Raw genomic sequence first — 21,697 nt, 5'->3', positions numbered from 1 at the left:
GAGTAACTTTATAGACTAAAAACTTACTGAATTAGGGGGAAGAACTATGAGTAAAATTTTGTTTTCAGATTTAGATGGGACACTTTTATGTGACGACAAAACCATCTCAGAAACAAACAGACAGGCAATCCAGAAAATGTTAGATGCAGGTCATTATTTTGTTATTTGTACAGGAAGAGCAATTGAAAGTGGCCGAAATGTAGCAACAGATTTAGGACTTAATCAACCAGGATGTTTTATGATTTGCTATAATGGGGCAATTGTATATGACTTATCAGCTGATAAGATAATTGATGAACATAGTATCCCGGTTGAGGATGTTTTCAAATTATTTGATTGCGCTAAAAAAGCCGGTATTCATGTACAAACATATCAGGGAAATGATATTATTGCGCTTGAACATACAAGAGATTTGGATTTATATGCTGAAAAGAGTGGAATGTCGTATTCTATAAAAAATGATATAGTTTCAGCACTTTCTAAAGAACCGAGAAAAGTATTGCTTGCTGATTTTGATAATACAGGTAAACTAGAACAGTTTAGAGATGATAATGAAGAATGGACTAATCAACATATGAATAGTTTCTTTTCTTGCAAAGAGTATCTAGAGTATTGTCCTAAAAATATAACCAAGGGTTCAGGAATTAAGGTATTGTGTAATTTTTTAAATATTCCTTTGAAAGATTCGGTTGCAGTTGGGGATGAAAGAAATGATATACCTATGCTTTTAACTGCAGGATGTGGAATAGCAATGGCAAATGCTTATGATGATGTATTAGTTATCGCAGATTCTGTTACGGAAAATGATAATAATAACGATGCAATTGCAGAAGTTATTGAAAATTATATTTTTAATGATGTAAAAATAGGTGCAAATGCATAGGTTTTTCTTGACACAATGATTTTTTGTGATATAATATCATATGTATTATTAGTACAGAATAAACATGAAAAAAATATATATCAAAAGAGTTGACAAACTCTTGAATATATGTTATCGTATACGAGTTGTTAGAAAAACAAGTAGAGTATCCACTCTCACCTAAGCATAATTGGATGACTTAGAGTTAATATTTCAAACATCGATTGTGTTGTGGAATTTATTGTAGTGGATAGTCTTTCTATCCACTATTTTTTTGGAGGTGCAAAACCATTAGCGAATTAATGATTAATGAACAGATACGAGATAAAGAGGTACGTGTAGTAGGTGCGGATGGAGAACAGATCGGCGTTATGTCAGCTAGAGAAGCTCAGAAGATAGCTGATGAAGCAGGCTTAGATTTAGTTAAGATTGCACCAAATGCAAAGCCACCTGTATGTAAGGTAATTGATTACGGTAAATATCGTTACGAATTAGCTCGTAAAGAGAAGGACGCTAAAAAGAAACAGAAGACTGTTGAAGTAAAAGAGATTCGTATTTCACCAAATATTGAAGCAAATGACTTGAATACAAAGATGAATGCGGCAAAGAAATTTTTGACAAAAGGAAATAAAGTCAAAGTGACTTTGCGCTTCCGCGGTCGTGAGATGGCTCACATGAATAATAGCAAACATATCTTAGATGACTTTGCTGAGCAACTATCTGAAATTGCGGTTGTTGAAAAAGCACCTAAAGTAGAAGGCAGAAGTATCAGCATGGTATTATCTGAAAAAAGATAATTTTAAGGAGGATTTTAAAATGCCAAAAATTAAGACTAAAAGAGCAGCAGCAAAACGTTTCAAAGTAACTGGAACAGGTAAATTAAAGAGAAATAAAGCTTACAGAAGACATATCTTAACAAAGAAAACAACAAAACTTAAAAGAGGTCTTAGAAAACCAGCTATGACTGATTCAACAAATATCAAAAACATGAAGAAAATTTTACCATATTTGTAAGATTAGGTTAAGGAGGAAATACATAATGGCAAGAGTTAAAGGCGGTTTAGGCGCTAAAAAGAGACATAATAGAACATTAAAATTAGCAAAAGGTTATAGAGGCGCTAGATCTAAACAATATAGAGTGGCAAAACAGTCTGTTATGAGAGCATTAGCTACATCATATGCAGGACGTAAACAGAGAAAGAGACAGTTCCGTCAGTTATGGATCGCTCGTATTAATGCAGCAGCAAGAATGAATGGTTTATCATACAGCAAATTTATGTATGGTCTTAAATTAGCTAATATTGATTTAAATAGAAAAGTTTTAGCAGAAATGGCTATTTCTGATGCAGAAGGATTTGCTTCATTAGCTCAAATCGCTAAAGATAAAATTGCTTAATTTTTATAGAGTGTAGAAGAGTTACATTTGATTTTTTATAATTATTTGATGTAATTTGAATGTTATATATTTTATTTTTGAGTTGATATTTGAAAGATATAGGCAAGAATATAGAATACATATTAGTAGATGATGAATTTTAGATGATGAAAAAGAATATTTTTAATGGGTTATATCCGTACTAATATAACTTAATAAACTTAGTCCGTGAATACATATAAAGCCGCAGCTTTTTAGCTGCGGCTTTATTAATGTCAATAGTAATATTTTTACAATTTTTTTTAATGAATAAAAAAATAATAATATTTCGTAATTGCAGGAAACTTTATATGAAATTGTGTATATTGGCCATATTTCACTAAAATTTATTAAAAAAATTATATATTATAACATTGAAATTTTTTTTGTTATAAATAATTATTGGACTTTGCGGTGAAATGTGCAACATTCGGCTGTATTAGGTATACAATTTTTACTATACAAATTTTTTTTAATGATGTAAACTAATAATGCAAATAAAAATGCACAGGAGGATTAAACTATGGCAATATTAGTAACAGGTGGAGCAGGATATATCGGAAGTCATACTTGCGTAGAGTTATTACAGGCAGGTTATGAAGTTGTTGTTTATGATAATTTATCTAATTCTTCAGTTCAATCACTAGAAAGAGTTAAGAATATCACTGGAAAAGAAGTAAAATTTTATAAAGGTGATATACTAGATAGAAAAGGACTTGAAGAAGTATTTGAAAAAGAAGAAATAGATAGTTGTATTCATTTTGCAGGTTTGAAAGCTGTAGGTGAATCAGTTGAAAAACCATGGGAATATTATGAAAACAACATTACAGGTACATTGGTGTTAGTGGATGTTATGAGAAAACATAATTGCAAAAATATTATTTTCTCATCTTCTGCAACAGTATATGGAGATCCAAAACAAATTCCTATTACAGAGGAATGCCCCAAAGGACAGTGTACAAATCCTTATGGATGGACAAAGTCAATGCTTGAACAAGTGTTATCAGACATCCAAAAAGCAGATAATGAGTGGAATGTTATTTTATTAAGATATTTCAATCCAATTGGGGCTCATAAGAGCGGTACAATGGGTGAAAATCCAAACGGAATTCCAAACAACTTAATGCCATATATTACACAGGTTGCAGTTGGAAAATTAAAAGAATTAGGTGTATTTGGTAATGATTATGATACTCCAGATGGAACAGGAGTAAGAGATTACATACACGTGGTAGATTTGGCAAAAGGTCATGTAAAGGCATTAAATAAATTAAAAGAGAATGCAGGATTATCTATCTACAATTTAGGTACAGGTCATGGATATAGTGTTCTTGATATTGTTAAAAACTTTGAATTAGCAAATGGTATCAAGATTCCATATCAGATCAAACCAAGACGTTCAGGTGATATCGCTACTTGCTATTGTGACCCAACAAAAGCTGAAAAAGAATTAGGTTGGAAAGCTGAGAACGGAATTAAAGAGATGTGTGAAGATGCATGGAGATGGCAGAAGAATAATCCAAATGGATATGAAGATTAAGAATAAATAGTATATGAGTAAACAAAACGCCTAGAAAAGACAAATATGACAAATATCGTTTTGCTACCAAAGTATTAGTCAAAACAGTTATGTGTCGGATTGTAATTGTTTTTTTGGGCGTTTTTTGAAGATAAAAAATTTCAAAGAAAAATGAAAGATATAAGACTTTACTTTTTTGCTCAGTAATTATTATAAAGTTGTTTGAAATGATTAATTGTAAATAAAAAAACGCATAGAAAAAACTATGCGTTCTCTTATCGGGTTGGGCTATTCTATAAAAAAATAGCAACAGTTCGTACGGGAATCGAACCCGTGATTCCGCCTTGAGAGGGCGGCGTCTTAACCGCTTGACCAACGAACCGTTTAGAATTATATCACGTATTCAAAAAAAATGCAAGTATTTATTAAAAACAACTTGCTTTTTCTTATGTAAAGTGTTAATATATACAAAGAGAGTTATTTGTGTTGAGAGAGGATTATTCCTCTCTCAATTTATGTATTAGGCAAGTTCGTTCTATGTTGATACTAGAACGAACTTTTATGATGAAAAGAAAAGAGGTGCAAATAGTGTCGAGAAGCAAGAATTATGAAGATAAAACAACAGAATTAATTATGCCAATAGTTGAAAGAATGGGATTTGAACTAGTGGATGTTGAATTCGTAAAAGAAGGCAGCACCTGGTATTTAAGAGCTTATATTGATAAAGAAGGTGGAATTTCTGTTAATGATTGCGAAGCAGTTGCTCGTGAAATGAATGAAATCCTTGACAGAGAAGATTATATAGAAGAATCATATATATTTGAGGTGAGTTCACCTGGCTTAGGAAGACCATTAAAAAAAGAAAAAGATTATGTTCGTAATCTTAACAAGATGGTTGAAATTAGAACTTATCGTATGATAGAACGTAGAAAAGAATTTTCAGGAATATTAAAGGCATATGACAAGGATACAGTATCTATTGTTGAGGATGATAATGAAATAATTTTTAACAAGTCTGACATTGCCTTGATAAGAGAATATATCGACTTTTAGCATTAGATAACATATTTAGGAGGATATAAAAAATGAGTAATAACGAGTTATTAGATGCGTTAAATATATTAGTAAAGGAAAAAAATATTAGTAAGGAAACTCTTTTAGAGGCAATCGAAACATCTTTGATGACAGCTTGTAAGAATCATTTCGGTACATCTGAAAATGTAAAAGTTTTTATGAACCAAGAGACAGGAACATTCCATTGCTATCAGGCTAAAGAAGTAGTAGAAGAAGTCATGGATCCAGTTTGTGAGATTTCTTTAGCAGATGCACACAATATTGATGGTTCTTATGATCTTGGCGATATGGTTAATGTTGAAGTTAAATCAAAAGAGTTTGGTAGAATTTCAACACAAATTGCCAAAAATGTGATTTTACAAAAAATCAGAGAAGAAGAAAGAAAAGCCGTCTTCGATGAGTATTATAGTAAAGAAAAAGAAGTAGTAACAGGTGTTGTACAAAGATATCTTGGGAGAAGCGTTAGTATTAATTTGGGCAAAGCAGACGCAATTTTAACTGAGAATGAGCAGATTAAAGGAGAAGTATTTAATCCTACAGAAAGAATCAAGGTATATATTTTAGAAGTTAAAACAACAAATAGAGGACCTAAGATTTTAGTGTCTAGAACTCACCCAGAATTAGTTAAGAGATTATTTGAGTCAGAAGTGACTGAAGTAAAAGATGGTATCGTTGAAATTAAAGCAATTGCAAGAGAAGCTGGTAGCAGAACTAAAATTGCAGTTTATTCAAACAACCCAGATGTAGACCCAGTTGGTTCATGTGTTGGTATGAATGGCGCAAGAGTTAATTCAATTGTTGAAGAACTTCGAGGAGAAAAAATTGATATCATCACATGGAATGAAAATCCTGCAATTTTAATTCAAAATGCTTTAAGCCCAGCAAAAGTTATTTCAGTTATTGCTGATGATGAGGAAAAAACTGCAAAAGTTGTTGTTCCAGATTATCAATTATCACTTGCAATTGGTAAAGAAGGTCAGAATGCAAGATTAGCAGCTAGACTTACAGGATTTAAAATTGATATTAAGAGTGAAACACAGGCTAGAGAATCTGGTGATTTATTGGATTACGAACATGAGTATGAAGAAGAAAATGAATCAAATAATGAAGTGAATGACAGTTTTATAAATGAAAAATTAGATTCTGCTGACAGTTTTGATGAGGTTGATTCATTTGATGACTCTTTTAATGATGAATTCGAGGAGTAAAAATGGCAAATAAGAAGATACCTTTAAGAAGATGTGTAGGTTGTGGGGAAATGTTCCCTAAAAAAGATTTGATAAGAGTTATAAAAACTCCTGACGATGAAGTGGTTGTAGATATGACTGGAAAGAAAAATGGTAGAGGGGCATACATTTGTAATAATGTAGAATGTTTTACTAAGGCTAGAAAAAGTAAAGGCTTAGAGAAAACATTGAAGGCTTCTATTTCAAGTCATACATATGATTGTCTTGAAAAGGAGATAAGAGATGCAAAATAGAACAATTTCTATGATTGGAATTGCTGCAAAGGCTGGAAAGGTAGTAAGCGGAGAGTTTTCTACGGAAAAAGCTATAAAAGAGTTTAAGGCTTATCTGGTTATTGTAGCAAAAGATGCTTCTGATAATACAAAGAAAAAATTCAAAAATTCAACAGATTTTTATAAGGTGAAATATGTTGAATTATTTGACAAAGATGAATTGGGTCGATGTATTGGAAAAGAATTCAGAGCAAGTATTGCGGTTACTGATGAAAATTTAGCAAATGCAATACTTAAAACAATAGATTAAAAAATTGAATAATGGAGGTAGCTTATTATATGGCAAAAGTTAAAGTTCATGAACTTGCAAAAGAACTGAACATAAAATCAAAAGATATAATTGAAGCTTTAAAAGGTTCTAATTATGAAGTTAAGTCAGCTAATAGTTCGTTAGATGATGATGGTATTGCAGTTGTACATAAAAAATTTAAAGCCAATGCTAAGAATCAAGGCGAAGTAAAGGCTGTAATAAAAAATGATGCAAAAGCAGATGAGAGACCTAAGAAAAAAGCATCAATTTCAGCTGTTTATAATGCCCAATATAGTAAGGAAGGACGTCGTCAAGGTGGTAAAGAACCACGTAACGGCGAACCTAAGAGAGCTAATAAAATCAATAGAAAAAAAGAGCAAGCTAGACTTGAACAACATTCGATTATTAAACCACGTCCAGTAGGAGAGCGTGCTCTCAGACCTATTAGTGAACGAACAGCAAGTAGTAATGGAGACGAAGATTTGAAGAAAAATGTAAATAAGACGGATAATAAAGAACGTCAGCAACAAAAAAATAATAGAAACGACAGAGGCGATAGAAATAATTCTAACGCTAGTCGAAATGATAGAAATTCTCGAAACGATAGAAGAAATGAAAAAAACGGTGAGAGAAACAACGATAGAAGAAACGAAAAGAGAAATGACAGAGATTTCTCAAAGAATGGAAGAAGTTTTGAGGGCCGTGGCGATAGAAATAATAATCGTGGCGACAGAAATAATGACAGAAACAATGATAGAAATAACGACAGAAGAAATGATAGAAGAAACGATAGAAATAATGATAGAAGAAACGATAGAAGAAATGATAGAGATTCTTCTAACAATAGGAATGATCGTTTTAGTAAATCAAGTTTTTCTAAAGATGTTATGCCTGCAGTAGAAGAAAGTGGAAAAGAGACAAGAAATCGTAATAATAAGAGAAACAATAACAACAACTCTAGAAGAGATCACGATAAACTTGGTAAGAAAAAAGAAAACTATGTAAACTTAGAAAAACATGGTGGCAAGAAAAAACCTCAACCACAACCAAAGAAGGAAGACGAAGATGTAATCAAAACAATAGTGTTACCTGATAATCTTACAATTAGAGAGTTAGCAGATAAGATGAAAGTTCAGCCAGCAACTATTATTAAGAAATTATTCTTAAAAGGTGAGATGGTTACAGTTAATCAAGATGTAGATTTTGATAAAGCTGAAGAAATTGCACTTGAGTTCAACTGTATTTGTGAACATGAGGTTAAGGTAGATGTTATCGCTGAGTTATTAAAAGAATCTGAGGAAGATCCAGCAAAATTAATACCAAGAGCTCCTGTTGTATGTGTAATGGGACACGTCGATCATGGTAAGACATCATTACTTGACGCTATTAGATCTACTAGAGTAACAGATAAAGAAGCTGGTGGAATCACACAGCACATCGGTGCATCAGTAGTTCCAATTAATGGACATGATATCACTTTCCTTGACACACCAGGACATGAAGCATTTACTGCAATGCGTATGCGTGGCGCTAATTCTACAGATATTGCTGTATTAGTTGTAGCAGCAGATGATGGTGTAATGCCACAGACTGTTGAAGCTATCAATCACGCTAAAGCAGCTGGTGTAGAAATTATTGTTGCTGTTAATAAGATGGATAAACCAAGTGCTAACATTGAAAAAGTTAAACAAGAATTAGCTGAATATGAATTAATTCCTGAAGATTGGGGTGGAAGTACTATTTTCTGCCCAGTTTCCGCAAAATCAGGAGAAGGTATCACTAATTTATTAGAGATGATTTTATTAACAGCTGAGGTACTTGAGTTAAAAGCTAACCCAGATAGAAATGCTAGAGGTATTGTTATCGAGGCTCAATTAGATAAAGGTAGAGGTTCTGTTGCAACTGTATTAGTTCAAAAGGGAACATTACATGTTGGAGATCCTATCGCTTGCGGATGCAGTTATGGTAAGGTTCGTGCTATGATTAATGATAAGGGAGAAAGAGTTAAAGTTGCAGGACCATCTCAACCTGTTGAAATTTTAGGATTAAACAATGTACCTGAAGCTGGTGATATTTTCGTATGTATGGATAATGAAAAAGAAGCAAAATCATTTGCTGATACATTCATCGCAGAAGGAAAGAATAAATTACTTGAAGAGACTAAATCTAAGATGTCATTAGATGACTTGTTCTCACAAATTCAATCAGGTAATATGAAAGAGTTAGCAATTGTTGTAAAAGCAGATGTTCAAGGTTCTGTTGAAGCAGTAAAACAGTCATTGGTTAAATTATCAAATGATGAAGTGATTGTTAAGGTTATTCATGGTGGTGTTGGTGCTATCAATGAATCTGATGTTATTCTTGCATCTGCATCAAATGCAATTATCATCGGATTTAATGTAAGACCAGATCCAATTGCTAAAGCTACAGCTGATAGAGAAGGTGTAGATGTTAGATTATATAAAGTTATTTATAGTGCAATTGAAGACGTTGAAGCAGCTATGAAGGGTATGTTAGATCCAGTATATGAAGAAAAAGTTATTGGACATGCTGAAATCAGACAAATCTTTAAGGCATCAGGAATTGGTAATATTGCTGGTTCATATGTATTAGATGGTTGTTTTGAAAGAGGATGTAAAGTTAGAATTTCTCGTGAAGGAAACCAGATATTTGAAGGTGATTTAGCTTCACTTAAGAGATACAAGGATGATGTTAAAGAAGTTAAGGCTGGATTTGAATGTGGTCTTGTATTTGATGGATTCAATGAAATTAAAGAATTAGATGTTGTTGAAGCATATAAAATGGTAGAGGTACCACGTTAATTTTCATAGGAGAAGCGAATGAGAAAAAACAGTATAAAAAATATTAGGATTAATGAAGAAGTTATGAGAGAGTTAAGTAACATTATTCGAAATGAAATAAAAGATCCTAGGATAAATCCTTTTACAAGTATTGTTGCTGTTGAGGTTGCCCCTGATTTAAAAACAGCAAAGGCTTATATTAGTGTATTAGGAGATGAAAAATCTCAAGAAGATACAATGGCTGGTCTAAAATCGGCAGAAGGTTTTGTTAGAAAAAAATTAGCTAAAAATATTAATCTTAGAAATACACCTGAGATTAAATTTATTTTGGATCAATCGATTGAGTATGGCGTAAATATGTCTAGAAAAATTGATGAAATAAATAATAATATTTAGCATGTATTAAAGGTCTAGGGAGAAGTTGTTTTTCTGTCTAGATCTTTTTTGTTAAAAAAAAGATAGGAGTCAAATTGATAAAAGATGAATATTGATGAGATTCTAAAAGGAAAAAAACACATTGGAATAGCTGGACACGTTAATCCGGATGGGGATTGTATTGGTGCAAGCCTAGCATTGTATAATTACATAGACGAAAAATATCAAGATGCTGAAGTTGATGTTTATCTTGAACCGATTCCAAATATTTTCAAGTTTTTAAATAAAGCAGATAGAATTAAAAGTAAGATTGAAGAAAAAGTGTATGAGCAGAGTACGTATGATTTATTTATTGCTGTGGATTGCGGTTCAATCGATAGATTAGGAAAATTTGAAGGATTATTTTCTACAGCAAAGGAAACGCTGTGTATTGACCATCATGTTACCAATAATAATTATGCTGATAATGTATATGTAGTACCAGAAGCAAGTTCAACTTGTGAATTGATATTTGATTTGATTGGTGATGCAAACGTATCAAAAAATGCTGCAGAATGTATTTATACTGGAATAATTCATGATACTGGAGTGTTTCAGTATAAATGTACATCAGAAAAAACTATGAATATAGCAGGAAAACTAATGAAAAAAGGTATTAACTATACGAAAATAATAGATGATACATTTTATACGAAGACATTCAACCAAAATAAGATATTAGGAAAAGCATTAATAGATAGTGAGTTACATTTAGATGGAAAATGTGTTTCTTCAATCATAAGTCAAGTGGATATGAAAAAATATAATGTTTTACCAAAACATTTAGATGGAATCATTAATCAATTGCGTGTAACAAAGGATATTGAGGTTGCCATTTTTTTATATGAAATTGAAGAAAAAAAATATAAGGCAAGTTTACGTTCAAATGGATTGGTAGATGTTTCAAAAATAGCTATAACATTTGGTGGTGGTGGACATGTAATGGCTGCTGGTTTTTCCTTGGAAAAGGAACCGCATATAATAATTAATGATATTATTGAGGAAGTTTGTAAACAATTGCAAACTTAGTGGAGGTTATATGATCAACGGAATTATCAACATATATAAAGAAAAAGGGTTTACGTCGTTTGATGTTGTTGCAAAAATGAGAGGTATCTTTCATCAAAAGAAAATTGGACATACAGGAACTCTAGATCCTGATGCAGAAGGAGTTTTACCTGTTTGCTTGGGAAAAGCTACTAAAGTGTGTGATTTATTAACTGATACTGATAAAGAATATAGAGCGGTTTTACTTTTAGGAAAAGATACAGATACTCAAGATATTTCGGGAAAAGTTTTGAAAGAATCTACAGTTGAAGTTGAAAAAATAGAAGTAGAAGAAGCTATAAAAAGTTTTGTTGGAGATTATGCACAGATACCACCGATGTATTCTGCATTAAAGGTTAATGGCCAAAAATTAGTAGATTTGGCTCGTAAGGGAATTGAGGTAGAGAGAAAACCTAGAAATGTTGTCATAAATTATATAAAAATAGAAAAAATCGAGTTGCCTAGAGTCGTAATGACAGTGGGATGCTCAAAAGGAACATATATCAGAACACTGTGTAAAGATATAGGCGATAAATTAGGATGTTTTGGCTGCATGGAAGAATTAGTCAGAACACAAGCGGCAGGTTTTAAACTAAATAATGCAATAAAATTGACTGATTTAGAAGAACTTGTAGCAAAGGATGAATATAAAAAGTATATAGTTCCTATAGATTCGGTACTTGGTGATTTTCCTAAATTACAAACAAATAAAGAGTCACAAAAATTTGTTTGCAATGGAAATAAGTTGTCACAAAATAATTTACAAAAAAGTGAAGTTGTTTTTAAGGGTGATACAAGTTATAGGGTATACGATTTTGAAAATAATTTTATTGGAATTTATAAATATATTGAAGAGGATGAAATTTTAAAACCAGTTAAGTTGTTTTTTCTGTAAATAGTAAAATTAAACTTTGGTTTTATGTAGCATGAGGAAATGATTATGGAGTATATAAAAGAAACTACAGATTTTAAGATTGATTATAATACAGCAATTACTCTGGGAAAATTTGATGGCTTGCATAAAGGACATGAGTTGCTAATTGAAAATCTAATAAGAATAAGCAATGAAAAAAATTTCAAATCAGTGGCATTTACATTTGATATTCCACCGGTAAAGCTTGTAAATGATAGTAAGACGTCAAATAATAAAGTTATAACTACTAATAATGAAAAACATTTTATTTTTGAACAGACAGGTCTTGATTATTTGATAGAATGTCCTTTCAAGAAAGAAATAATGATGATGCAGCCAGTAGATTTTATTGAATGGATGGTTAACTCTCTTAATGTTAAGTATTTTATTGTTGGAGAGGATTTTAGATTTGGTTACAAGAGACAAGGTGATTTTAGAACACTTAAAGAATATTCAAAAAAATATAATTATGAGGTATTGGTTATAAAAAAAATAAAAGATAACCAAAGAGATATTAGTAGTACTTATATAAGGGAGGAAATTCTTGCAGGTAATATTGAAAAAGCAAATGCTCTTTTAGGATATGAGTTTTTTGTAAAAAGTAAGATTGTTCAGGGAAATAAAATTGGCAGGACAATTGGAATTCCAACTATTAATATGATATTACCTGAAAATAAAATTCTTCCACCTAATGGTGTTTATATTACTGCTGTAAATGTTGACGATAAATGGTATAGAGGGGTTACTAATGTGGGGAAAAAACCTACTATATCTGACAATAATCCAATAGGAATAGAAACATATATTATTGATTTTTGTCAAGACGTTTATGGAAAAGAGGTTTATATAAGCTTTTTGAGTCATATCAGAGAAGAAAGAAAATTTGCATCTATTGATGAACTAAAACAACAAATGACGGCAGATATAGAAATTGCGAAAAAATGGTAATTATTAAATTTACTAAACTTTAGTTTTCATATTTACTTATTATAGGAAATATGATATACTAATTTAGTATTTGATGCTTATATTCGGTGAGAGGAGACTCCGACCTTTTGCTGAGTACTAGCAATTATTATTTTTTAGGAGGATTATACAATGATCGCAAAAGAAAAAAAACAAGCTATTATTAACGAATATGGAAGAACAGCTAACGATACAGGTTCTCCAGAAGTTCAAATTGCAATTCTTTCAGCAAGAATTTCAGAATTAACAGAACACTTAAAAGTTAATCCAAAAGATCATCACTCAAGAAGAGGTATGTTAAAAATGATCGGTAAAAGAAGAGGTCTTTTATCATACTTAAAAGAAATCGATATTGAAAGATATCGTTCATTAATCGAGCGTTTAGGATTAAGAAAATAATAGTTTAGAATTTGCAGAGTGGAGTTTTTTGAAATTCCGCTCTGTTTTTCATGTAAATATAAAATTCAAGCACGTACAGAGAAGCATCCGAGACCACTGAATAGTGTAGGATAATGGCGTTTTTGAGCCTATTTTATTCAGTAGTTTCGGTTATACTGTTACGTGAAAAAGAGAAGGAGACTTATAATATGTACAAGAGTTATTCATTAGAGTTAGGTGGCAGAACACTAACTGTTGATATTGGAAGAGTATGCGCACAAGCTAATGGTGCAGCTTTATTAAAATATGGAGAGACAACAGTCTTATCTACAGCTACAGCATCTGATAAGCCAAGAGATGGAATTGATTTCTTCCCATTAAGTGTTGAATATGAAGAAAAAATGTATTCAGTTGGTAAAATTCCAGGCGGATTTAATAAAAGAGAGGGTAAAGCATCTGAGAATGCTGTTTTAACATCTCGTGTAATTGATAGACCTATGCGCCCATTATTTCCAAAGGATTACCGAAATGACGTAACATTAAATAATATGGTTATGTCAGTTGATCCAGAATGTCGTCCAGAATTAGTTGCAATGATAGGATCAGCATTAGCAACATCTATTTCAGATATTCCATTTGCAGGTCCATGTGCTATGACACAGCTTGGAATGGTTGATGGAGAGTTTATTGTTAATCCTTCACAGGAACAGTGGGATAATGGCGATTTAAAACTAACAGTTGCTTCTACTTCTAAAAAAGTTATCATGATTGAAGCTGGTGCTAATGAGATTCCAGAAGAAAAAATGATTGAAGCAATTTATAAATGTCATGATATCAATCAAAAAGTTATTGAATTTATTAATATGATTGTTTCTGAAATTGGAAAAGAGAAACATGAATATGAGAGTTGTGCAGTTCCAGAGGAATTATTTGCAAAAATCAAAGAAATTGTTCCACCAGCAGAAATGGAAGAAGCGGTATTTACTGATGAAAAACAGGTTAGAGAAGAAAATATTAAAGAAATTACAGCTAGATTAGAAGAAGCATTTGCTGAAAATGAGGAATGGTTGGCTGTATTATCAGAGGCTATTTATCAATATGAGAAGAAAACTGTTCGTAAGATGATTTTAAAAGATCATAAACGTCCTGATGGTCGTGCAATTGAACAGATTAGACCATTAGCTTCAGAAGTTGATTTAATTCCTAGAGTACATGGATCAGCTATGTTTACTAGAGGACAAACACAAATTTGCGATGTTGTAACACTTGCGCCATTATCTGAAGTTCAAAAGATTGATGGTTTAGATGCGAATATTACATCAAAGAGATATATGCATCATTACAATTTCCCAGCTTATTCAGTTGGTGAAACTAAAGTGTCAAGAGGTCCAGGAAGACGTGAAATTGGTCATGGAGCATTAGCTGAGAGAGCCTTATTACCAGTTTTACCAAGTGTTGAAGAATTCCCATATACTATTAGAGCGGTTTCTGAAACATTTGAATCAAACGGTTCAACATCAATGGCATCAACATGTGCTTCATGTATGGCATTAATGGCTGCAGGTGTTCCAATTAAATCAATGGTAGCTGGTATCTCATGTGGTTTAGTTACTGGTGAAACTGATGATGATTTTGTAGTTCTTACTGATATTCAAGGACTTGAAGATTTCTTTGGAGACATGGATTTTAAAGTAACAGGTACTCATAGTGGTATTACTGCAATTCAGATGGATATTAAGATTCATGGTTTGACAAGAGAAATTGTTGAACAGGCTATTTCGAGAACAAGAGAAGCTAGATTATATATTATGGATGAAGTGATGAGTAAGGCCATTGCAGAACCAAGAAAAACTGTAAATGAGTATGCACCAAAGATTGAACAGATTTCAATTGATCCTTCAAAGATTGGTGATGTTGTTGGACCAAAAGGCAAAACAATAAATGAGATTATTGCTAGAACAGATGTAAAAATTGATATTTCTGAAGAAGGTAATGTTTCAATTTGTGGAACAGATGGTGTAATGATTAATTATGCTATGGAAATGATTAGAATTATTGCTTCAGATTTCACAAAAGGACAGATTCTAACAGGTAAGGTTACAAGTATAAAGGAATTTGGTGCTTTTGTTGAGTTTGCTCCAGGTAAGGAAGGAATGGTTCATATTTCTAAGATTACTGATAAACGAATTAACCACGTTGAGGATGTCTTGACTCTTGGTGATGAAGTAACTGTGATTTGTTTAGGAAAAGATAAGATGGGTAGAATTTCATTCTCAATCAAAGATGTCCCAGAAGAAGAAAGATAATTTTAGAGTAATGTTTGATTAATAATGCATACGAATTGAAGTTGTAATTCGTATGCATTGCAGTAAAACTACGTAATTATAGTCTTAATTACGTAGTTTTTTAAATATTTCAGTTGGTATTTTTTTACTTGCGTTAAAAATGTAAATCCTTTACAATGAAAAATTGAAAGAGGTGGCTTGTTTGAAAAAAATTCTGAATAAAATATTTGGCATATTAACATTAACTTTATTATCCATTGTTATTCAGTTAAATTGGATAGTTCTCTGGGTTTATGTTTTAGAAGAGAGATATAAATATGTAAGCATTGGTGCACATGTTATGGCTATAATAATTGCATTTATTGTTTTAAATAAAAAAACGCAAGTATACAATAAAATGTCATGGATGTTGTTTATAGTATTAGTCCCTATTTTAGGTTGTATGTGCTATTTCATTTTTGGACGATCAGAACTAACTAAAAAGACTCGCGAAAAATTAAGTAAGACTCATAACTATTATAAGAAGTTTTTAATGGGAGAAAAGTCTGATGCAGAGCTTCTAAAGTTAAGAGACAGTAAAAATGCGTATAAGTTAGCTAAATACATGAAAAACTACGGACATTATCCAATTTATAAATCTGATGAGGCGAAGTATTATTCGAACATTAGAGAATTGTTCGAGGAGATGCTTTTGGATATTGACAAGGCTCAAAAATTTGTTTTTATAGAGTTTTTCATAGTAGATAAAGGGTATATGTTAGATAGACTTATGGATATCTTGAAAAAAAAGATAAAACAGGGTGTGGAAGTAAGATTTATCTATGATGATATTGGCTGTATAAATACTATGAAAACAAAAGATTGGAAAGAATTGTCAAAATTTGGAATTCAATTCGCTCAATTTAATAAATTCAAACCAATTGTTTCTGTTGTTATGAATAATAGAGACCATAGAAAAAATGTTATCATTGATGGAAAAATTGCATATACAGGTGGATTTAATTTGGCAGATGAGTATATTAATAGAGTAGAACGCTTTGGCTATTGGAAAGATGCAGGGATTAAATTTACAGGTAAAGCAGTTGTGAATTCTACGGTTATGTTTTTAGAAATGTGGAATTTTATTAAAGAGACATTGGAAGATCCTACAGAGTATATTGAATTTTCAAAGAGCAAATTAGAGTCTTATAATAAGATTGAGAATAGAAAAGAAGATGCTTTTCTTTTACCATATGCAGATTCGCCATTAGACTATGAAACGGTTGGAGAAAATGTTTATCTTAACGTTATAAATAATGCAAAAAAATATGTATATATTTTTACACCATATTTAATTATTGATTCAGAAATGAATAAGGCTTTAGTAAATGCTGCTAAGAGTGGTGTTGATGTTAGGATTATTACACCAGGTATTCCAGACAAAAAAATGGTATTTTTAGCAACTCAATCATCGTATGAACCTCTAATTGAAGGCGGAGTAAAGATTTTTCAATATAGTCCGGGATTTGTTCATGCAAAATGTTGTATTTGTGATGGCAAATATGGTGTTGTAGGTACTATAAATTTTGATTTTAGAAGCTTTTTTTTGCATTATGAAAGTGCTGTTTTAATGTATAAGTGTAGTGCTATAGAACATTTAAAACAGGATTTTATTGAAACTTTTGCTGTATGTGATAAAGTTACACTAGAATTTACAAAGAGAAGAGATTATTGTATTAGATTTTTACAAAGTATTTTGAGGGCTTTTGCTCCATTGCTATAGTTAATTTGGGCAATAATACAAAAATAATGTGAAAGCAATAGAAGAAATAAAGTAAAAGCAATAGAAATAATAATGAAAAAAACAAATTACAAGTAATGTAAAATAAAGTAACAAACAAGGAGATTTTATTCCATGGAAATGACAGTAAAATTACAAGTCTTCGAAGGACCACTAGACTTGCTTTTATATCTTTTAGAAAAAAATAAAGTAAATATATATGATATTCCAATTGTGGAGATTACTGATCAATACATGGAGTATATCGATGAAATGCGTCAAAGAGATCTTGAGGTAATGAGTGAATTTTTAGTGATGGCAGCAACTTTATTGTCAATTAAGGCAAAAATGCTTTTACCCAAAAAGAAAAATGAAGATGAGGAAGAAGTTGATCCTCGTGAAGAATTAGTTCAGCAGTTGTTAGAGTATAAGATGTATAAATATATGGCATATGAATTAAAAGATAGGCAGATTGATGCTGAAAAATCGATGTATAAAAAACCAACTATTCCAGAAGAAGTAAAAAGTTATGAAGAACCAGTCAATCTTGACGAATTGGTGAAAGGAATAACATTACAAAAGTTAAATAAGATTTTTAAAGATGTTATGAAAAAGCAGGTCGATAAAGTTGACCCAATTAGATCGAAATTTGGAAAGATTGAAAAAGAAGAGTTTTCATTAGAAGAAAAGATGTTATATGTCGAGAATTATGCATTGAATAGATCGAAATTCAGCTTTAAGAATCTTTTAGAGGAACAAAGTTCGAAAACAGAGATTATTGTAACTTTTTTAGCAATTTTAGAATTGATGAAAAGTGGAAAGATATATATTTCTCAGGAAGAGATATTTGGAGATATTTGTATTGAATCTAAGATTTATACTAAAGAGAAGAAGAATTTTGAGGTTAATATTATAAATCCTGATACCAAGAAATATGATAGGGATAAGTATGAAGTTGACATTAATTCTTCAGATGTTAATAATATATCTACTGAAATATCAAAAAATATTACTACAGAAATTACTAATGATGATGTACTAGAAGACACGAAAACTTTTGAATAATAGAGAGGATTTATAATCATGAAAAAAAATTATAAAGCCATTATAGAAGCTATTTTATTTACAATTGGAGAATCAGTTGAATTATCAAAAATCTCTAAAGCAATCGATTTAAGCGAAGAGGAAACTCAGAACATTATAGAAGAAATGAAAAAAGATTTAGAGAGTGAAGATAGAGGAATTACAATTGTTAAATTAGAAAATTCATATCAGATGTGTACTAAAACGCAGATGTATGATTATTTAATTAAGATTGCTAAGCAACCCAAAAAAAGAGTACTATCAGATATTTTATTAGAAACATTATCAATTATAGCATATAAACAACCAGTTACGAGAGCGGAAATTGAAAAAATCAGGGGTGTATCCTGTGAACATGCTATAAGTAAATTGATAGAGTATAATTTGGTGTCTGAGTTAGGAAGGCTTGATGCACCAGGAAGACCATTACTTTTTGGAACTACTGAAGAGTTTTTAAGAGTTTTTGGAGTAAAATCATTAAATGAACTTCCAATTTTGAATCAGGTTCAAATAGAAGAATTTAAACAAGAAGCGGAAAAAGAAATGCAAATTCAATTAGATATTTAGCGCTTTCTATTTTATGAGGCAAATTCACACAAAATTAAAGTGATGAATTTGCTTTTTTTTGTATAAAGGAATTCATTTATAAAAAAATAAAGTAAGTGTAAGAAATTAAGATGAAACTGGAAATATATTTCTATAAATATAATGTCAGAATATACTATTAATTTCTTTAAAATACGTCATTAATTATACTATTGAAAAAAAAGCATTAAAATTATATAATTAAAGCATCAAAATTATATAAAATGTATGGAGGAAGTGTAATGAGTAGCGAAAATTATAACGTCGCAGTGCGTCGAATAAATAAAGTTATTGATGAAAATAGCTTTGTTGAAATAGGTGCTTTAGTAACATCTCGTAACACAGATTTTAATATTAACTGTGAAAAAACACCATCTGATGGTGTAATAACGGGATATGGTTTGATTGATGGAAATTTGGTATATGTGTATAGCCAAGATGCAAGTGTTTTAAATGGTTCAATAGGTGAAATGCATGCAATAAAAATCTGTAAGCTGTATGAAATGGCTTTGAAAATGCGTGCTCCAATTATAGGATTTATTGATAGTGTTGGAGTAAGATTGCAAGAATCGGTTGATGCTTTAGAGGCAATTGGAAAAATTATTTCAATGCAGTCTAAATGTAAAGGAATTATTCCACAATATTTAGCTGTTTTCGGAAGATGTGCAGGGGTCATGACAACTGTTGCAGGTATGTCAGATTTTGTGTTTGCTGATGAAAAGGTTGAGTTTTTTTTGAATTCACCTGATGCAATTATAAACAACTATAAAGAAAAAAAGAATACTGCTTGTCCAATTTATCAAGCTGAAAATAACGGAATAATTGATAAAGTGGAAGATGAAGAATCAATTTATCATGATATTAGACAAATGATTGGCTTCTTGCCATTAAACAATGAAAGTGATATTTATATTGGAGAAGGTACCGATGATTTGAATAGATTATGTACAAATATTTCAGATCATGTTGAATATGGACATAATTTAGTTGAAGAAATAGCGGATGATAACATATTTTTTGAAACTAAAACTCTTTTTGCAAAGAATGTTGTAACAGGATTTATTCAGTTAAATGGAATGGTTGTAGGAACAATTGCAAATAATATTGCAAATTTAGATGAAGAGGGAAAAAATATAAATAGATTTGATGGAAAACTGACGGCAGAATTGTGTGAAAAAATGTCTGATTTTATTGAATATTGTTCAAATTTTTCAATTCCAATTTTAACAATATCAAATACAAATGGCATTAAGGCAGATTTGTATAATGAATCAAATTTTACAAGATGTATATTGAAAGTTGTAAAAGAGTTGACTAGGTCAGATGTGCCAAAAATTAATCTTATAACAGACAAGTGCTTTGGAAGTCCTTATATTTATATGAATTCAAAGGCTCTTGGCTCTGATATAGTTTTAGCATGGGAAGGTGCAAAAGTTGGAACTATGGATGCAGACATGGCTGTTAAGATAATGTATTCAAATGAAGATTCAGCAACATTAAACGAGAAGAAGGAAGAATATAGTTCTCTTCAGAACGATGCTGTTTCAGCAGCTAGAAGGGGTTATATTGATAAAATAATTAAGCCTGATGAAACAAGAAAATATTTGATTGCGTTTTTTGAAATGTTGTATACAAAAAACACATTTTAAGAGAAAAATCGAGGTAATCAAATGTTAAGAATAAACAAGAAAGGTGAGCTGAAAATGAAAAAAAGATTACTTATTTTCGTTACAATGATTATTATGATGTTCTCTTTTTGTGCTTGTGAATTTCAGGATGAAAAATCGACAAACTACAATGGCTATTCATATAATGATTTGAAAAATCAGGGAATAACAATACTTTCTGAAGTAAATAAAATTGTTGATCAGGGTAATTTAAGTGAACTTGAGAAAAGTGGACAATTAAGTGGAAGTGTTTTAGAATCTGCAAAAAAATGGAAAGAAATGAAAGACAAGTACGGAGAATCTAAAGAAATTGGAGATTTTCATATTTCAAAGGCAGGAGATACTCTTACTACGAAGTATACTTTAAGGACATCAAAAAGAGATATAGAGTATCAAGTGATTTATGATTATAATACAATGAAACTTAAAGATTTTTCATTTAATCCAATTTATTCTTTAGGAGAAAAATTAAAGAGTGCAGGTAGAAATACAATTGTTTCAGTACTAATTGTGTTTGCAATGCTTACAGTTATAAGCATAATAATATCTTGTTTTAAATTTCTTGGTGATAAACCAAAGAAGGATAAAGAATCTATTTCACAACCAGTTGAGCAAGAAGTTTTTGAAGATAAAGAAGATTTGATTGAAGATACAGAGTTAGTTGCTGTAATTGCAGCTGCTATTGCTTCATATGAACAAATTCCTACAAATGATTTTGTAGTAAGGAAAATAAAGAGACGTTAAAAATTTTGATTTTAGGAGGATTAAAAAAAATGAAGAATTATACAATTACAGTTAATGGAAACGTATATGATGTGACTGTAGAGGAAAAAGGTGAATGTGCGGTTATAAATAGAACAAGTAATAGACCAACTGTTAAAGCTACTAAAACAGCACCAACAGAAAAACCAAGAGCAACTGGAGCAGGAAGTGTAAAAATTGATGCAAAAGCGGCTGGTAAAGTATTTAAAATTGAAAAAAATGTATCAGACTCAGTAAAAGCAGGAGATACTGTATTGATATTAGAAATAATGAAAATGGAAACTCCAGTAGTTGCTCCATGTGATGGAACAGTAGCTAGTATTGACGTAAAAGTTGGAGATCAGGTTGAAGTTGGTGCAATTTTAGCTACATTAAACGAATAATATGTAAGGGGGAAAA

Annotated in this window: 21 protein-coding genes, 1 tRNA gene and 1 pseudogene; 22 read left to right on the top strand and 1 reads right to left on the bottom strand. The window is 31.0% G+C overall.

Annotation, left to right across the window (positions count from 1 at the left end; translation table 11 throughout):
• Nucleotides 1-46: 46 nt before the first annotated feature.
• The 5 genes from BLV79_RS01775 (at nucleotide 47) to galE (ending at nucleotide 3,816) form a co-directional block, all read left to right on the top strand.
• The gene (locus BLV79_RS01775) at nucleotides 47-883 is read left to right on the top strand and encodes a Cof-type HAD-IIB family hydrolase (protein ID WP_074715655.1); all 837 of its coding nucleotides are present in this window, start codon (nucleotides 47-49) and stop codon (nucleotides 881-883) included.
• 281 nt (nucleotides 884-1,164) lie between these two features.
• Complete coding sequence (gene infC / locus BLV79_RS01770; protein WP_074715653.1) at nucleotides 1,165-1,659, top strand: translation initiation factor IF-3; 495 nt, start codon at nucleotides 1,165-1,167, stop codon at nucleotides 1,657-1,659.
• Between the two features lie 19 nt (nucleotides 1,660-1,678).
• Nucleotides 1,679-1,876 carry a 50S ribosomal protein L35 gene (rpmI, locus tag BLV79_RS01765; RefSeq protein ID WP_074715652.1) on the top strand — a complete coding sequence of 66 codons (198 nt, stop codon included), beginning with the start codon at nucleotides 1,679-1,681 and terminating at the stop codon, nucleotides 1,874-1,876.
• A 25-nt stretch (nucleotides 1,877-1,901) separates the two neighbouring features.
• The gene (gene rplT, locus BLV79_RS01760; protein ID WP_074715649.1) at nucleotides 1,902-2,258 is read left to right on the top strand and encodes a 50S ribosomal protein L20; all 357 of its coding nucleotides are present in this window, start codon (nucleotides 1,902-1,904) and stop codon (nucleotides 2,256-2,258) included.
• Between the two features lie 541 nt (nucleotides 2,259-2,799).
• Nucleotides 2,800-3,816, top strand: coding sequence for a UDP-glucose 4-epimerase GalE (gene galE, locus BLV79_RS01755; RefSeq protein ID WP_074715647.1), 1,017 nt, complete (start codon nucleotides 2,800-2,802; stop codon nucleotides 3,814-3,816).
• A 289-nt stretch (nucleotides 3,817-4,105) separates the two neighbouring features.
• On the opposite strand, the gene BLV79_RS01750 is transcribed toward galE, so the two are convergent.
• A tRNA-Glu gene (locus BLV79_RS01750) sits at nucleotides 4,106-4,177 on the bottom strand.
• A gap of 251 nt (nucleotides 4,178-4,428) precedes the next feature.
• On the opposite strand from BLV79_RS01750, the gene BLV79_RS01745 reads away from it, so the two are divergent.
• The 17 genes and pseudogenes from BLV79_RS01745 (at nucleotide 4,429) to BLV79_RS01665 (ending at nucleotide 21,681) form a co-directional block, all read left to right on the top strand.
• On the top strand, nucleotides 4,429-4,848 hold the full coding sequence (locus BLV79_RS01745) for a ribosome maturation factor RimP (protein WP_408606269.1): 420 nt from the start codon (nucleotides 4,429-4,431) through the stop codon (nucleotides 4,846-4,848).
• A 32-nt stretch (nucleotides 4,849-4,880) separates the two neighbouring features.
• On the top strand, nucleotides 4,881-6,077 hold the full coding sequence (gene nusA, locus BLV79_RS01740) for a transcription termination factor NusA (protein ID WP_074715643.1): 1,197 nt from the start codon (nucleotides 4,881-4,883) through the stop codon (nucleotides 6,075-6,077).
• Between the two features lie 2 nt (nucleotides 6,078-6,079).
• Nucleotides 6,080-6,349, top strand: coding sequence for an RNase P modulator RnpM (rnpM, locus tag BLV79_RS01735; protein ID WP_074715641.1), 270 nt, complete (start codon nucleotides 6,080-6,082; stop codon nucleotides 6,347-6,349).
• Entirely contained in the window at nucleotides 6,339-6,638 is a 300-nt protein-coding gene (locus BLV79_RS01730; protein WP_143470198.1) for a L7Ae/L30e/S12e/Gadd45 family ribosomal protein, read from the top strand. The genes rnpM and BLV79_RS01730 overlap by 11 nt, the downstream gene beginning before the upstream one ends.
• Before the next feature lie 29 nt (nucleotides 6,639-6,667).
• Nucleotides 6,668-9,460 (top strand): translation initiation factor IF-2, encoded by a 2,793-nt coding sequence (gene infB, locus BLV79_RS01725; protein WP_074715639.1) that lies wholly within the window; start codon nucleotides 6,668-6,670, stop codon nucleotides 9,458-9,460.
• 18 nt (nucleotides 9,461-9,478) lie between these two features.
• Entirely contained in the window at nucleotides 9,479-9,835 is a 357-nt protein-coding gene (gene rbfA, locus BLV79_RS01720; RefSeq protein WP_074715637.1) for a 30S ribosome-binding factor RbfA, read from the top strand.
• 84 nt (nucleotides 9,836-9,919) lie between these two features.
• Nucleotides 9,920-10,882 carry a DHH family phosphoesterase gene (locus BLV79_RS01715; protein WP_074715635.1) on the top strand — a complete coding sequence of 321 codons (963 nt, stop codon included), beginning with the start codon at nucleotides 9,920-9,922 and terminating at the stop codon, nucleotides 10,880-10,882.
• 10 nt (nucleotides 10,883-10,892) lie between these two features.
• Entirely contained in the window at nucleotides 10,893-11,795 is a 903-nt protein-coding gene (gene truB, locus BLV79_RS01710; protein WP_074715633.1) for a tRNA pseudouridine(55) synthase TruB, read from the top strand.
• Between the two features lie 45 nt (nucleotides 11,796-11,840).
• Nucleotides 11,841-12,761 carry a bifunctional riboflavin kinase/FAD synthetase gene (locus BLV79_RS01705; RefSeq protein ID WP_074715631.1) on the top strand — a complete coding sequence of 307 codons (921 nt, stop codon included), beginning with the start codon at nucleotides 11,841-11,843 and terminating at the stop codon, nucleotides 12,759-12,761.
• 150 nt (nucleotides 12,762-12,911) lie between these two features.
• A complete protein-coding gene (rpsO, locus tag BLV79_RS01700) occupies nucleotides 12,912-13,178 on the top strand; it encodes a 30S ribosomal protein S15 (RefSeq protein WP_074715629.1) in 267 nt (88 codons plus the stop codon).
• A gap of 188 nt (nucleotides 13,179-13,366) precedes the next feature.
• Nucleotides 13,367-15,463, top strand: coding sequence for a polyribonucleotide nucleotidyltransferase (locus BLV79_RS01695; protein WP_074715627.1), 2,097 nt, complete (start codon nucleotides 13,367-13,369; stop codon nucleotides 15,461-15,463).
• A 181-nt stretch (nucleotides 15,464-15,644) separates the two neighbouring features.
• On the top strand, nucleotides 15,645-17,204 hold the full coding sequence (cls, locus tag BLV79_RS01690; protein WP_074715626.1) for a cardiolipin synthase: 1,560 nt from the start codon (nucleotides 15,645-15,647) through the stop codon (nucleotides 17,202-17,204).
• A gap of 132 nt (nucleotides 17,205-17,336) precedes the next feature.
• Nucleotides 17,337-18,077: pseudogene (locus tag BLV79_RS01685) on the top strand (segregation and condensation protein A); the annotation flags it as partial.
• Between the two features lie 207 nt (nucleotides 18,078-18,284).
• Nucleotides 18,285-18,851 carry an SMC-Scp complex subunit ScpB gene (gene scpB, locus BLV79_RS01680; protein WP_074715624.1) on the top strand — a complete coding sequence of 189 codons (567 nt, stop codon included), beginning with the start codon at nucleotides 18,285-18,287 and terminating at the stop codon, nucleotides 18,849-18,851.
• A gap of 260 nt (nucleotides 18,852-19,111) precedes the next feature.
• Nucleotides 19,112-20,518 (top strand): carboxyl transferase domain-containing protein, encoded by a 1,407-nt coding sequence (locus tag BLV79_RS01675; RefSeq protein WP_074715622.1) that lies wholly within the window; start codon nucleotides 19,112-19,114, stop codon nucleotides 20,516-20,518.
• Nucleotides 20,519-20,572: 54 nt separating this feature from the next.
• On the top strand, nucleotides 20,573-21,280 hold the full coding sequence (locus BLV79_RS01670) for an OadG family protein (RefSeq protein ID WP_159429310.1): 708 nt from the start codon (nucleotides 20,573-20,575) through the stop codon (nucleotides 21,278-21,280).
• A gap of 29 nt (nucleotides 21,281-21,309) precedes the next feature.
• Nucleotides 21,310-21,681, top strand: a complete 372-nt coding sequence (locus BLV79_RS01665; protein ID WP_074715618.1) for a biotin/lipoyl-containing protein — start codon at nucleotides 21,310-21,312, stop codon at nucleotides 21,679-21,681.
• The last annotated feature ends 16 nt before the right edge of the window (nucleotides 21,682-21,697 follow it).

Source organism: Lachnobacterium bovis DSM 14045, from assembly GCF_900107245.1.
Taxonomy (GTDB): domain Bacteria; phylum Bacillota; class Clostridia; order Lachnospirales; family Lachnospiraceae; genus Roseburia; species Roseburia bovis.
This window is presented reverse-complemented; position numbering and strand designations above follow the sequence as displayed.